This window comes from Actinomyces sp. Z5, from assembly GCF_003287795.1.
Taxonomy (GTDB): domain Bacteria; phylum Actinomycetota; class Actinomycetes; order Actinomycetales; family Actinomycetaceae; genus Actinomyces; species Actinomyces glycerinitolerans.
Genome location: NZ_QMIN01000042.1, coordinates 13,828 through 27,235, shown reverse-complemented (window position 1 = coordinate 27,235; position 13,408 = coordinate 13,828). Strand labels below are relative to the sequence as shown.

Annotated in this window: 15 protein-coding genes; 10 read left to right on the top strand and 5 right to left on the bottom strand. The window is 69.2% G+C overall.

Annotated elements, in window-relative coordinates; genetic code table 11:
• Positions 1-306: 306 nt before the first annotated feature.
• From DRB06_RS04850 to DRB06_RS15770, 5 genes are all read left to right on the top strand, one after another.
• Positions 307-981 carry a TetR/AcrR family transcriptional regulator gene (locus tag DRB06_RS04850; RefSeq protein ID WP_108966443.1) on the top strand — a complete coding sequence of 225 codons (675 nt, stop codon included), beginning with the start codon at positions 307-309 and terminating at the stop codon, positions 979-981.
• On the top strand, positions 974-1,825 hold the full coding sequence (locus DRB06_RS04845) for an ABC transporter ATP-binding protein (protein ID WP_108966445.1): 852 nt from the start codon (positions 974-976) through the stop codon (positions 1,823-1,825). The genes DRB06_RS04850 and DRB06_RS04845 overlap by 8 nt, the downstream gene beginning before the upstream one ends.
• Positions 1,826-1,833: 8 nt before the next feature.
• Positions 1,834-2,535, top strand: coding sequence for a hypothetical protein (locus DRB06_RS04840; RefSeq protein WP_258522145.1), 702 nt, complete (start codon positions 1,834-1,836; stop codon positions 2,533-2,535).
• An 11-nt stretch (positions 2,536-2,546) separates the two neighbouring features.
• Positions 2,547-3,323, top strand: coding sequence for a hypothetical protein (locus DRB06_RS04835; protein ID WP_073327301.1), 777 nt, complete (start codon positions 2,547-2,549; stop codon positions 3,321-3,323).
• A gap of 269 nt (positions 3,324-3,592) precedes the next feature.
• Complete coding sequence (locus DRB06_RS15770) at positions 3,593-3,799, top strand: hypothetical protein (protein WP_139240691.1); 207 nt, start codon at positions 3,593-3,595, stop codon at positions 3,797-3,799.
• Between the two features lie 122 nt (positions 3,800-3,921).
• On the opposite strand, the gene DRB06_RS04825 is transcribed toward DRB06_RS15770, so the two are convergent.
• The gene (locus tag DRB06_RS04825; RefSeq protein ID WP_111819266.1) at positions 3,922-4,275 is read right to left on the bottom strand and encodes a cupin domain-containing protein; all 354 of its coding nucleotides are present in this window, start codon (positions 4,273-4,275) and stop codon (positions 3,922-3,924) included.
• 312 nt (positions 4,276-4,587) lie between these two features.
• Here DRB06_RS04825 and DRB06_RS04820 point away from each other — a divergent pair, with 312 nt between their 5' ends.
• From DRB06_RS04820 to DRB06_RS04805, 4 genes are all read left to right on the top strand, one after another.
• Complete coding sequence (locus tag DRB06_RS04820; protein WP_073327296.1) at positions 4,588-5,196, top strand: ATP-dependent Clp protease proteolytic subunit; 609 nt, start codon at positions 4,588-4,590, stop codon at positions 5,194-5,196.
• Between the two features lies 1 nt (position 5,197).
• On the top strand, positions 5,198-5,893 hold the full coding sequence (locus tag DRB06_RS04815; protein WP_108966449.1) for an ATP-dependent Clp protease proteolytic subunit: 696 nt from the start codon (positions 5,198-5,200) through the stop codon (positions 5,891-5,893).
• Positions 5,894-6,089: 196 nt separating this feature from the next.
• Positions 6,090-6,572: a DUF523 domain-containing protein gene (locus DRB06_RS04810; RefSeq protein WP_234416105.1), complete on the top strand. Its 483-nt coding sequence runs from the start codon at positions 6,090-6,092 to the stop codon at positions 6,570-6,572.
• Between the two features lie 20 nt (positions 6,573-6,592).
• The gene (locus tag DRB06_RS04805; RefSeq protein ID WP_108966452.1) at positions 6,593-7,369 is read left to right on the top strand and encodes a PhzF family phenazine biosynthesis protein; all 777 of its coding nucleotides are present in this window, start codon (positions 6,593-6,595) and stop codon (positions 7,367-7,369) included.
• Positions 7,370-7,404: 35 nt separating this feature from the next.
• Here DRB06_RS04805 and DRB06_RS04800 read toward each other — a convergent pair whose 3' ends face one another.
• The 4 genes from DRB06_RS04800 to DRB06_RS04785 all read right to left on the bottom strand — a co-directional run bounded on the left by DRB06_RS04800 (position 7,405) and on the right by DRB06_RS04785 (position 11,335).
• Positions 7,405-8,451, bottom strand: coding sequence for an XRE family transcriptional regulator (locus DRB06_RS04800; RefSeq protein WP_111819265.1), 1,047 nt, complete (start codon positions 8,449-8,451; stop codon positions 7,405-7,407).
• 33 nt (positions 8,452-8,484) lie between these two features.
• Positions 8,485-9,192, bottom strand: coding sequence for a hypothetical protein (locus tag DRB06_RS04795; RefSeq protein ID WP_146750803.1), 708 nt, complete (start codon positions 9,190-9,192; stop codon positions 8,485-8,487).
• Positions 9,193-9,380: 188 nt separating this feature from the next.
• Positions 9,381-9,992, bottom strand: a complete 612-nt coding sequence (locus tag DRB06_RS04790) for a class I SAM-dependent methyltransferase (RefSeq protein ID WP_111819263.1) — start codon at positions 9,990-9,992, stop codon at positions 9,381-9,383.
• Positions 9,993-10,039: 47 nt separating this feature from the next.
• The gene (locus DRB06_RS04785) at positions 10,040-11,335 is read right to left on the bottom strand and encodes an MFS transporter (RefSeq protein WP_111819268.1); all 1,296 of its coding nucleotides are present in this window, start codon (positions 11,333-11,335) and stop codon (positions 10,040-10,042) included.
• 319 nt (positions 11,336-11,654) lie between these two features.
• Here DRB06_RS04785 and hflX point away from each other — a divergent pair, with 319 nt between their 5' ends.
• Positions 11,655-13,304, top strand: coding sequence for a GTPase HflX (gene hflX, locus DRB06_RS04780; protein WP_111819262.1), 1,650 nt, complete (start codon positions 11,655-11,657; stop codon positions 13,302-13,304).
• The last annotated feature ends 104 nt before the right edge of the window (positions 13,305-13,408 follow it).

The following is a 13,408-nucleotide window of genomic DNA, read 5'->3' as shown; positions in this document are numbered from 1 at the left end:
CAAGAACATTGAAATACCAGGCAAAACCCGCCGACCGGTCGGAGCGGCAAGGTGATTGAGCGTGCGCCACCCCCCGGGGCACTCACCCGACCGGCCCCTAACCACCCGCCGACCATCCCCGGCCAACGCCAACATTCACCCATACACGCCCACCGAACCCGCCCTACCCACCGAGCACACCCCAAACACGAAGAGCCGCATTGCGGCCGATGGGCGGCGTACACATTGCGGCCCGGGGGTCTGCGGCGTACCGTATGACTCGGCAGTCATATGACTGGATAGTCATATTGTTTGAATGGAGTTTTCATGCCCAAGGACACGTTCTTCAACCTCACGCAGGACAAGCGTGCCCGCGTCGTGGAGGCGCTCAAGGCGGAGTTCGCGGAACACTCCTACACGCAGGCCTCGGTCGACCGCGTCACGGCCTCCGCCGGCATCTCGAAGGGCAGCTTCTACCAGTACTTCAACGACAAGCTCGATGCCTACACCCACCTGGTGCGCGAACTCATGGACGCGCGTATCGACGTCCAGGACGCGCCGGTGCCCGAGGTGCCCTTCGATGAGGTCCTTCGCGCGATGGTCCTGGGCAGCCGGGACTTCTTCCGGCGCGATCCCCGTGGCTGGGCGGTGCTTGCGCGTGCACTATCGGCCGACGCCCCCGTCGTGCTCGGCTCGGACGAGACCGTCAATGCGGGCGTACATCGGTGGGCGGTTGCCGCGATCACTGCCGGACAGGAGAGCGGCGAGCTGCGCGCGGACGTGGACCCCGAAACCGCCGCCTGGATGATGGAGAAGGTACTGCTGAGTGTTCCGGAGTACGTTGTCGCCCGGTTCGGGGTGAGCCCGCGGCAGGCTGCGAAGGACGGCAGTGCCTTCGACCGCCCCGAGATCGCGGCGGTGGCCGACGACGTCGTCGTCATGCTCGTAGCCGCGTTGATGCCTCGGCCGCAGAACCGCACAGGCGGGCGGGCTCATGGCTGAGGCGATCGCCACTCGCTCCCTCGGCTTCACCTACCGAGGTGCTGCCGGTCCCACACTGCACGGCATCGATCTGACGGTCGACGTCGGAGAGGTGATCGGTCTGCTCGGGCCGAGTGGCGCGGGTAAGTCCACCCTGCAACGGGTCTTGACCGGGCTGCTGCGCGGCGCGACGGGGGACGCCCGGGTGCTCGGGCGGGAGCTGTCCTCATGGGGGCGCGAACTGTACGAGCGCATAGGGGTCGGCTTCGAGCATCCGGTGGCCGTCGGCTGCCTCACTCTGCGAGAGAATCTGGCCTACTTCGCACGCATGTATCCGGCAGACACGCGCGCGCCGGACGAACTGCTGGAGCTACTCGGCCTGGCCGAGGACGCAGGCATGCGCGCCTCGGCGATGAGCAAGGGCATGGGGATACGCCTGAACGTCGCGCGGGCGCTGCTGCATCGTCCTGAACTGCTCTTCCTCGACGAACCGAGCTCGGGCCTGGATCCCGTAACCGCCTCCCAGATGGCTGATCTCATCACTCGTGAACGTGAGCGCGGCTGCACCGTGGTCGTCACCACCCACGACATGGTCCTCGCCCAGGAGGTGTGTGACCGCGTCGGCTTCGTCGTTGACGGCAGCATCGTCGAAATGGGGGCGCCTGACGAGTTGCGGCGGCGCCACGGCAGGCGTGAGGTGGTGTTGACCTGGGACGGGGGCCGGTCCGTGTTTCCCCTCGACGGCCTGGCGGATGACCCGGGCTTCCACCGCGATCTGCGCGAGCGCCGGGTGCACACCCTCCACAGCCAGGAGGCGGACCTGGCCCAGGTGTTCCGAGCGGTGACGGGGCGAGAGCTGTCATGAGGTATGCGGTGGAGCGCACGGCGGCGACCCTCCTGCTGGATCTGCGGCGCCAAGCGGTCGGCGGTTACTGGTTGGTGGCGGTGCTGGTCGGGGCGGTGGTGGCGGGCATGGTACGAGGGTCGGGGATAGAGCCAACCCGCTGGTGGCCGATTCTTCTCCTTGGCGAGTTGACGGTGACGTGCTTCTACTTCGCTGCCGTGCAGGTCCTGGCCGAGCGCGGAGAGGGAGTGCTGACGGCTCGGGCGCTCACGCCGGCGCGGGAGGAGGAGTACTTGACCGCTCTGATTGTCTCCCTTGGGGCGTTGGCGGTGGTGGAGTCGGCGGTGTTGGTGGCGGTGGCCGGTGACCTTCCGCGGCACTGGCCCGCGCTGATCGCGGGCGTGTTGGTGCTGGCCGCCTGCGAGGTGCTCTATGGAGTGATCGCCGTGTCCGGATACGACACGGTGGCGGCCTTCCTGTTGCCCTCGGGATTGTGGACCGTGGTGTTCATCGTGCCGGTGCTACCCCTTGTGGGTCTGGGTGGCGGCTGGTGGTTGTGGCTCCATCCCCTACAGCCCGCAGTGGTCCTCGTACAGGTCGCCTTCGACCGCGCTCCGACCGCGCTGGCGGCGCCTGCCGTCGTCGTCGGGGCACTCTGGGCGGCGGTGGGGATGGCATTGGCTCGACGGCGTCTGCACGCGATCAGCATCAAGGTTGGGGGCAAGCCATGAGGCGCAGGGGTATGGCCGGCACCGAGTCGGGAGCTCCGAATAACATCCGCACCGCGGCGACGATTCGGGCACTGGCCCGCATGGCGCCACTGGACCTGCGCCGCCTGGCGCGCGATGAGCTGCTGTCGTGGATGGCGGTGCTGCCGCTCGCTGTCGCCCCGGTGCTGCGTCTGGCCGCTCCGGGGCTGGTCGGCGCGCTCTCGCATCTTGGCCTGGACGCGGGCTCCTGGCTGGAGCCGTTGGGTGCGGTGGCATTCGCCGTGATCACTCCCGTGCTGATTGGAACCGTAGTCGGTTTCATGCTTTTGGCGGACAAGGAGGACGGCACCTGGCGGGCCGTGGCGGTGACCCCGGTGTCATTGCGCGGCTATCTGGTCTGGCGCGCCGGTCTGGCTGTGGGGCTCGCCGGTCCGCTCGCGCTCCTGGGGCTACGTGTAGGCGGATTGAACGATCTGGGCTGGGGCGCGGGCGCAGGCCTGGCCCTGGCCGGGGCGCCCCTGGCAGGCGCAACCGCTATGGCCATCGCCGTCTTCACGGATTCGACGATCCAGGCGGTGACGGCGATCAAACTGGGATTCGTGCTGCTGGTGTTGCCGGCCTTCGTAATGGGGCGAGGTGGGCCGTGGAGCCTCCTGACGGCTGTGGTGCCCTCGTGGTGGCCGCTGCGGGCACACGCCGCGATACTCGATGGGCAGATATGGCAGCCATGGGCGGCAGGAGCGGTAGCGATCAGCGCCGCCCTAGCGGCGGCCTGCCTGTGCCGCACCGCGTGCGCGGACGCTGGTTAAGGAGTCTTGTCGGGGCCCTTAACAGTGCAGGCAGGAGTAAGTATGGTTGGTTCATGGTTTACCAGGGGCGGTTCATTGCGCAGAAACAGAGTCGCTCGGGCTCACCCCCTGTCGGGCTCGTGCCGCAGAGTCGACTGGCCCTGGCCGCGCTTGTATTGGCGACAGTTGCCGCTACGGCGACGCTCTTGTGTTCGGTGCTTGTCGGGTTGAACTTAGGGCCGCTTCAGGCTCGGGCCGCGGTCGGGGAAGAACTCCCCGGGGACGCAACGATGGAAACCGTCTATCTTGCGCTTCTACTGTCCAACCTGCTCTGGACAGTCATTGGGGTAGCTGGTCTCGGCGTGGGGATTACTGCTGTGGCGCGTGGCCAGGATCGCTCCAGGGGTATTGCCGCGATCATCGTTTCGGTCGCGGCGCCCGTGGTCTCATTTGGCGTCTGGCTCGTGCTGACGCTAATCACTGCGCCGCTCGGTTGATCATTCGATTCGAAGCGGTTCCCGAGGTGCGTCCCGGATTGGCTTGTCGTGGCACTCCGTGTGCAGAGCCGTGCGGGTGCCGAAATAACGAGGCATTCGGGGAAGGAACGGATTTTAGACAGTCAGTTCCTGCTGTTCCGGTCATCGACCTCCACCATGACCAGCTGCATGCGGCACGGGGTCACGGCGGTCAGGGCGTGGCGGTCGTTCGGGGCGAGGTAGATGACGTCGCCCCCATGCATGCGCTCGGTGCGCCCGGAGACGGTGAAATCCATCTCGCCCTCCAGCAGGGTGACGACCACCGCCTTGGGGGAGGCGTGCTCGGTGAGCAGTTGGCCGGCGTCGAAGGTGAAGATGACGGTGCGCAGAACGGCGTTGTTGACCACGACGCGGGAGGTGGTGGCCTCCTCGCTGACCGGCAGGGCCTCATTCAGGCCGAGGCGGAATAGGGACTCGGATACGGGCGTGGTGGGCATGGTCGGATTCCTCTCGCGACGGGTGCTGGTGTTTAGGCGTTAGAAGACGGCCCTGGGCGAGCGCCGGGGTGCGGCGCACACCGCAGCATTTGTTCCCGCTCGAGCCGTTTCAAATCCTGTGTCGAGGTTACCCGCGTCGCGGGGTGGTGAGCCGGTGGGCTCCGGCACACCTCGGTCGGATTGCGCCATCGTGTGGGCCGTGAGCGAAAAGCCCCCGTTCCTGGGCATGGGCTGGGCGACCGGCGGGTTAGCGTTGGCATCACCGAACACGGAAGGACTGACGTGAGCGAGCTCCACACGCCCCCGGCGGCCATGACCCCGGCCGCCGCCGACGGATCTGGGACGGGCCTGGGCCTGACCGACTCCATCTACAACCGCCTGCTCAAGGAACGCATCATCTGGCTCGGCTCCGAGGTGCGCGACGACAACGCCAACGCGATCTGCGCGCAGATGCTGCTGCTGGCCGCCGAGGATCCCGAGCGGGACATCTACCTTTACATCAACTCCCCGGGCGGCTCCGTGACCGCCGGCATGGCGATCTACGACACCATGCAGTACGTCCAGCCCGACGTGGTCACCGTCGCCACCGGCCTGGCCGCCTCCATGGGACAGTTCCTGCTGTCCTCCGGCGCCCGCGGCAAGCGCTACATCACGCCGCACACCCGCGTGCTCATGCACCAGCCCTCCGGCGGCGCGGGCGGGTCGGCCACGGACATCCGCATCAACGCCGACCTGATCATCAAGATGAAGCAGGAGCTGTCCGAGATCATCGCCGAGAACACCGGACACACGGTCGAGGAGATCATCCGCGACTCCGACCGCGACCACTGGTTCTCCGCGCAGGAGGCCCTGGATTACGGGTTCGTCGACCACATCGTGAGCTCCAGCCGCGAGATCGGCACCCAGAACGGAGAGAACTGACATGACGAGCTCTCGCCCCTACTTCGACGCCGTCGCCCGGCAGGTCGAGGCCGCGGGTATCAACCCGCAGTCGCTACCGCAGGCCCGCTACGTGCTGCCCCAGTTCGAGGAGCGCACCGCTTACGGCTTCAAGCGGCAGGACCCCTACGCCAAGCTGTTCGAGGATCGTATCGTCTTCATGGGCGTGCAGGTCGACGACGCCTCCGCCGACGACATCATGGCTCAGTTGCTGGTGCTGGAGTCTCAGGACCCCGACGGCCTGATCACCATGTACATCAACAGCCCCGGCGGTTCCTTCACGGCGCTGACGGCCATCTACGACACCATGCAGTACATCAAGCCGCAGCTGCAGACCGTCTGCCTGGGGCAGGCCGCATCCGCGGCCGCCGTGCTGCTGGCGGCGGGATCGCCCGGCAAGCGCCTGGCGCTTCCGAACGCCCGCGTGCTCATCCACCAGCCCGCCATGGAGGGCGTGCAGGGCCAGGCCAGTGACATCGAGATCATCGCCAATGAGATCGACCGCATGCGCACCTGGCTGGAGGAGACCCTGGCCTCCCACACCGGTCAGCCGGTGGAGAAGGTGCACGCCGACCTCGAGCGCGACACGATCCTGACGGCCGCCGCCGCCAAGGAGTACGGCATAGTCGACCAGGTGCTGACCTCCCGCAAGGCGCCCGCCTCGCCGCACTCGGCGTAAGCGCGTGCCCCGGGCCCACCGGCTCGGGCGGAATTCCACAGGACGGGGCGGTGCCGGTTCTCCGGTGCCGCCCCGTTCCGTCGCCCCGCCTCTTTCTCGCCGAGGTCGGTGCCAACGATGCTCCGACTGTCCGGCCGTCGTGGACCGGATGGACGCATCGGATGCCGACCCGGGCCGACCTATTAGGCTGTTCAGCGTGAATTCTTCCTCCCAGGGCGGTCCACTGGTTGTCAGCGCATGCTTGGCGGGCTTCAAGTGCCGGTACGACGGCGGTGCGAAGCCGGATCGCGACGTCGCCGGCCTGGCTGCCGAGGGGCTGGCCCTGCCGTTGTGCGCCGAGTTGATGGGTGGTCTGCCCGTCCCACGGCCACCCGCCGAGATCGTGGGTGGCGACGGCGAAGACGTGCTCGACGGGCATGCGCGCGTGATCACTCGTGACGGCGAGGACGTCACCGATGCCTTTGTCCGCGGCGCCAATGCGGCCGCCGTTGTGGCGGCGCAGGTGGGCTGCCCCGCCGCGGTGCTGCAGGAGCGCAGTCCGTCCTGCGGCGTGCGCACCATCTACGACGGCACTCACAGCGGCAAACTCAAGCAGGGCTGCGGCGTACTGGCAGCCGCACTGCGCCGTCGCGGGATCGCAGTCGTAACCGCGGGAGTCGCCCGGGAACGCCGCCGGTAGCCGACACTAGGATTTGGCGCATGCGCCAGTTCGTCGTCGACGCCTTCACTGACCGTCCCTTCGCGGGCAACCCTGCCGCCGTCTGTCTGCCCGAGGCCTGGCCCACCGACGAGCTCATGCTTGCGATTGCGCGGGAGAACAATCTTTCTGAGACCGCATTCTGCGTGCGTGAGAGGGCGGCGTGGCGCCTGCGCTGGTTCACTCCGGGCGGCGAGATCGACCTGTGCGGTCACGCCACCTTGGCGACCGCGCACGTGCTGCTGGGCGAGCTCGGGGCCGGGGACGACGTCGTCTCCTTCGAAACGCTCGGCGGCCGCCTTACCGTGCGTCGAAGCGAGAGCCGGTACGAGATGGATTTCCCCGCCTACCGGTTGCGCCGCATCGAAGTCACCGATCAGATGGAGACGGCACTCGGCGCGCGTCCCTCTGAGGCGTGGATGGGACGCGACCTGTTGTGCGTGTTCGACGACGAGGCGACCGTCCGCGGCCTGACGCCGGACCTGGGGCGGGTCGAGGTGCTGCCGGGGCCGCTGTGCCACGCGACCGCGCAGGGGCTCGAGTTCGACTGCGTATCGCGCAGTTTCGCCCCGTCGCTAGGGATCGCGGAGGATCCGGTCTGCGGCTCCGGGCACTGCCACATCGCCCCGTACTGGGCAGAGCAGTTGGGCAAGTCGCGTATCCGCGCCTGGCAGGCCTCCGCGCGCGGTGGTGAGTTGCGCTGCACGGTCGACGGCGAGCGGTGCGCGTTGGCGGGCGCGGCGGTTACCTTCCTGCGCGGAGAGATCGTGGGGCTGTAGATGGGCTCGGCGTCTAGGCGCGGGCAGATCAGGGCCTATGGCGCGACCGACAGCGCTTGTCCGAGGGTAAAGGCCGCCACATCATCGGGGCGCTGGCCAATGGCGCGTGCCCAGGCAGTCGTCGTTATCCGAGACTGGCGCAGGTATTTCACCAGGGCGTCATGGATCCGCGAGCGCTCATAGGGGAGCGAGCTGCCCGGCTCACCGCTTTCAAAGCCGCGGCGGGTGAGTTCGGCCATGAGTTGGCGGTGTCCCCAATCAGAAGCCCTTCCGACGTCGTGGACAGAGTGTGCCGCAGCGACGGCGGAGGTGCCGAAACGACGGGCGAGCGCAATGACTGCATCCAGCGGTGGGGCGGAGGGCATCGCCGCGCGCACGGAATCGGGCGGAAGCAAGAGCGCCGCTGCGAAGACGTTGGCCTCCCGTTCCAACTCCCGGTCCGTGGCGTCGTCGTCGGTCTTAGTGCTGGAGTGCATCAGGAGATGACCGAGCTCGTGGGCGAGATCAAAGCGGGACCGCTCCGGCGTCTTCCGGCGGGCGAGGAACACGTACGGGCGCGCGTCCTGACCCCAGAAACTGAAGGCGTCAACGTCCTGTTCGGCTGCCGGGATCCCCAGCACCCGAATGCCATGGGATTCAACCAGCTGTACGAGGTTCGGCAGTGGGAAGTCGCCTAAGCCCCATTGCAGGCGTACCGCCTCAGCGGCCGCTTGGGGGGACAGGCTCGGATCGAGCTCCGGCAGTGTGAGCGCAGGCAGGCCAAGTCGCCGGCTCATTTCGTTGAACATCTCCATTCCCAGAGACCCGAGGGCGGTGGCCTGGTGTAGGAGAGCTGCGCTCGTACGGCGGCGCGTTCTGAAGAATATCCGCTCATCGGTCAACGTGGCGGCGGGATTAGTTTGGAAGAATGCCACGGGTTGTGCGGTGGCGGTGGAGAGCGCGTCGGCCCTGTTGTCGGGTGCGCCGCTGTCTTCCCAGTTTGTGAGAGTACGAGTGGTCACGCCGACGGCGGTGGCCAGGTCTAGCCGGGACAATCCGCCGCGTTCGCGGGCGATCGTGACGCGTGTGGGGTGAATGGACATGTCGTGATTGAGTCGATACCGCTGGGATGGGCGTTATAGCGCCACTACGTCGAAGTCGACGTCGTCGGTGGGGCGTCGCGGTGGGATGGCCCCGAGACCGACGGGCTCCAGCGGTACCTCCGGCAGAATGATGCGGGTATGCCATTGCGTGATGAGGCCGTCGTCGCATGCGACGGGAAGCGAGAGTTCGCAGCGAAGCACGTTCTCAATGCGATCCCAGAAATACAACAGTATCCAGGTGTGTAGTGGAATACCCCGGGCCACGGCGGCATCAGCGGTTGTTGCGCCTTCGGATAAGTCGAGGGCGGTCTGGTGGGCAAGCTGAATGCGCGAGAGGTCGGCATTGTCGTCAACTTCGTCGCGGAAGACAGGGCCCTTGCTTCTCGCGTTGGCGGGCCGCTTGTCCGGGTTTCCGGTGTTGGCGTTCCCTCCCATAGCGGCAATGGCGGTCAGCTCCTCGTTAGGGCTAACCGAGCGGGGCGCATTGGCGCGGTCGTGGGCACGCCAGCCGAGGCTGTCCAGATACTTACGTACAGCGCTGACGGTCTTCGCCCAGTGCTCAAAGCCGAAGGCAATATCCGGATCGAATGGCGTGTGTTGGTTGATGGCGGCCTGAAGCCCCTCGTGACACGCCTCGGCCAGGAGGTCTGCATCGAGCCCCATGGCCGTTAGCTGTTGTGCGGCCGCCTGTCCCGTGAGGACCACTCCGGGCGACGGTTGCAATGGGAATGACTCGGTCATGTCCGCGCCTCAGCCTCTCCGATGAGTGTTCAAAACCGGAAGTTACTATACCCCCGAGACGACGCGCGGTAAGCCCTGTCCCCCGATCACGAACACGGCTCTTGCTGGCGCAATGTGGGAGTGGGGGAGCGGTGGGGCGTCATGTGACCGCCGGTCGCGGCGAGCCATTTCGACCGATCTCGGTGGGGTCAGTGGGTGACGCGCAGGAGGCGGTAGCCCTTGGAGGAGGCCTCCCGGCTCACCGTCCAGCCCTGATCGGCAAGCCACTTGGCCAGCGAGTCCGCGCCGAGGTTCTTCTGCACCACGAGCCAGGCCTCGCCGTCGTCGGCGAGCAGTCCCAGCCAATCCGTCAGCAGCGCGTGCAGCGCCGGCTTGCCGATCCGCATGGGCGGGTTCGACCAGATCAGGTCCAGCCGCGTGTCCGAGTCTCGCAGCTCCGCCAGCAGCGCGTCGGCGGTCACGGCGCGCACGCGGGTATGCCCGGCGTCGGCGGCGTTACGGCCGGTCAGCTCGACGGCGCGCTCGTTGACGTCCGTCGCCAGCACGGTGGCCTGTGGGGCGGCGTCCGCCAGGGCCAGCGTCAGCGGCCCCCAGCCGCAGCCCAGGTCCAGGAAGGTGCCCGTCTGCGGCGGATGCGGCACCTGCTTCAGCAGCACGCGCGTGCCCAGGTCCAGCCGGTCGGCGGAGAACACGCCGGACGCGGTGGTCACGTCGTGCTCGGTGCCGCGGATGACGAAGTGGTGGCGCCGCTCCTCGGCGGGCGCCTCGGGGGAGGCGGTGAAGTAGTGCTGGTCGCTCACGTGCCCGACCCTACCGGGCGCGCGCTCGGTAGGTAGGGTCGGCCCGCTCAGGCAGCTCGGCGGGCCAGCAGCGGGGTGAGGGTGAGTGCCAGGGTGAGCACCGCCGTCGTCGGTACCAGCAGGTCCGCCTGCACGCCGGCCGCGGTTGGGGCCACGAAGGTTGTGGCCAGCGTTCCCAGGGTGGCGGCGCCGGCTGCGTTCGCCACCGTCACGGAGGTGGCGATTCGTGCCTGCGAGATGTCGTCGGGCGCCCCGCCCAGGTCCTCCGGAGCGGTCACGCAGCGAATCATCGTGTCCTGATGGGTCAGCCCCATCCCGGCGCCGGCCGTGGCGAAGCCGATGTGCAGGCACCACCAGGGTGTCACTCCGGCGAAGGTGAACGTCATGAGTGCGCCGCCGACGGCGAAGCAGGCCCCGCCCGCGCCCACACGTGCCCGGAAGCGGCGCGGCTCGCGGGCGGGATGCGCCGCCGTCCAGATGGCGATCGAGGACCAGGTAAGCCCGGCGCAGGTCAGCGCCCAGCCGACCGCCGCCGGGCCCAGGCCCAGCACGTCGTGGGCGGCGGGCGAGACCAGGTAGTCGAGCGTGAAGTAGGTGGCGCACAGCCAGGCGAGCGTGGCCAGGGCCGCCCGCCGCCCCGGCACCAGCCGCATGGTCCCGGTGGGGAACACCCGGGCGCAGGCCCACCCCACCGCCGCCAACCCGGCCGCCCCGACGGGCGCGAACCAGGCCGACGCCGCCGGCACCGCCCCAATACCCGCCACCCCGGCCGCCATCGCCAGCGCCGGCACCAACGGGGGATGGGCCTCGTCGTCCTCGACGTGCAGCCCGCGGATCTCACGGGCCATCACCAGCCGTGCCGCCACCAGCAGCGGCACGTAGGCGACCAGCGCCCAGCGCCAGCCCCACGTCTGCGAGACCGCGGCCGCATAGCCCGGGCCAAGGATGGAGGACACGATCCAGGTTGCCGAGCCCGCCGCCAGATACAGCCGCCGCCACGTCTCCGGCAGCCCCGCCACCAGCACGCCCATGCTCACCGTTGCCAACGCCCCGGCGGCCAGCCCCCGTAGCACCTCGCCGGCCACGTACACGCCCACGCTTGGAGCCAGCGCCCCGATGACGGCCCCGGCCACCAGAACGGCGGTGAGCACGGTCATCAGCCGGTCGGCCCGCCAACGGGCCAGCATGCTGCCGCCCAGCGGCATGGTCAGGAAGGTCGGCACCATGGCGGCGGCCGTCACCAGCCCGTAGTGGGCGCGGGCGCCCAGATCAGTGGCCACCAGCGGCAGCACCGTCTGGTTGATGTAGGTCTGCATGCCCGCAAGCAGTTCGACCACCAGCATCGCCGTGGCCAGGTGTCCCACCGGCGTGGTCACCAGGGCACGCAGCGACGGCTGCGGGGACGACGGCGCCGGCGGTGACGACGGCACGCCCGGGACAGCGGCGCCGGCGGCGCCCGGACTGGGGTCGGCCGCGGCGGGGCCGTCGGCTGAGGCGAGGCCGTCGGCTGCGGCGGGGCCACCGGTCTCCGGGACGTCGGACTCGCGGGAACTCACCGCCCGAGCGTATCGACGCGGCTGCGGTCGGCGCGACCGCCTACGGCGAACGGGGTCCCGCGGACACTCGGCAGGGAAGTGGCCAGGCAGTAGCATTTGAGTCCGCATGGAAAACACGCAGCACCACAGCCACTCCGCCGACCACGCCAACCCCGCCGTCAACGACAGCGCCGACGGCGCCGTCACCGCCGACAACGATGCCGGTCTTCCCAACGACACCGACCCCGCCGCGGCGCTCGCCTCCCGGGTCCGCTCCCGCGCCGGCACCGCCCTGGCCTCCACCTCCGGCCGCCCGCAGTACCACGAGCCCGACACCGGCGCCCTAGAACGCGAGGCCCGCGCCGGCACCCGCCGCGTAGTGGGACTGTCCACCGATCAGGAGGACATCAGCGAGGTCGAGTACCGGCAGGTTCGCCTCGAGCGCGTCATCCTCGTCGGCCTCGAACTGCCCCAGCCCGGCGCGGCGGGCGGCCGCGCCGGGGCGAACGCGCATCCGGCCGGCCCGCACCCCAACGGCGCCGCGTACACCACCGCCGCCCAGGACGCCGAGACCTCCCTGCGTGAACTCGCCGCCCTGGCCGAGACCGCCGGAAGCGAGGTGCTCGACGCCCTCATTCAGCGCCGCGACCACCCCGACCCGGCCACCTACCTCGGGTCCGGCAAGGCCAAGGAGTTGGCCCAGATGGTCGCCGACTCCGGTGCGGACACGGTCATCATCAACGGTGAGCTCGCCCCCTCCCAGCGGCGCGCGCTGGAGGACGTGGTGGACGCCAAGGTCGTGGACCGCACCGCCCTGATCCTGGACATCTTCGCCCAGCACGCCAAGTCCCGGGAGGGCAAGGCCCAGGTGGAGCTGGCGCAGCTGGAGTACCTGCTGCCGCGCCTGCGCGGCTGGGGCGAGTCCATGTCCAGGCAGGCCGGCGGACGCGTCGCCGGCGGTCAGGGCATCGGCTCGCGCGGCCCCGGTGAGACCAAGATCGAACTGGACCGCCGCCGCATTCGCCAGCGCATGGCCAAGCTGCGCCGCGAGATCCGCGCCATGGCCCCCTCCCGCGAGGTCAAGCGCGGCTCCCGGCGCCGCGGCCCCATCCCCTCGGTCGCCATCGCCGGTTACACCAACGCCGGCAAGTCCTCCCTCATGAACCGCCTCACCGGCGCCGACATCATGGTGCAGAACGCCCTGTTCGCCACCCTGGACCCCACCGTCCGCAAGGCGGAGGCCGCCGACGGGCGCATCTACACCCTCACCGACACGGTCGGCTTCGTGCGCAACCTGCCGCACGAACTGATCGAGGCCTTCCGCTCCACCCTGGAGGAGGTCGCCGAGGCGGACGTCCTGTTGCACGTCGTTGACGCCGCCCACCCCGACCCGCTCGGCCAGATCGCCGCCGTCCACGCCGTCCTGGCCGACATCCCCGGCGCCCTGGACGTGCCCGAACTGATCGCCTTGAACAAGGCCGACCTCGCCGACCCGGTCACCCTGGCCGCCCTGCGCACCCGCCTGCCCGGCGCCGTGGTCGTCTCCGCACGCACCGGCCAGGGGCTTGAGGAGTTGCGCAGCCGCATCGAGGCCATGCTGCCGCGCCCGGACGTGGCCGTGGACGTCGTCGTCCCCTACTCGCGCGGCGACCTGGTCTCCCGCGTACACGCCGACGGCGACATCACCGCCGTCGAATACGTGGAGGCCGGCACACACGTGGTCGCTCGCGTGGACGCCGCCCTGGCGGCCGAACTGACCGCCGTCGACGCCGGGTGAGAGCCGTGCGCGAGATGAGTGCGCCCGCCCCGGCGGACCGGGCGGAAAAGGACGCCGCCGCCCCGGCCGGCACGTCCCCGGCCGACCCGGGCGCGTCGGGTACG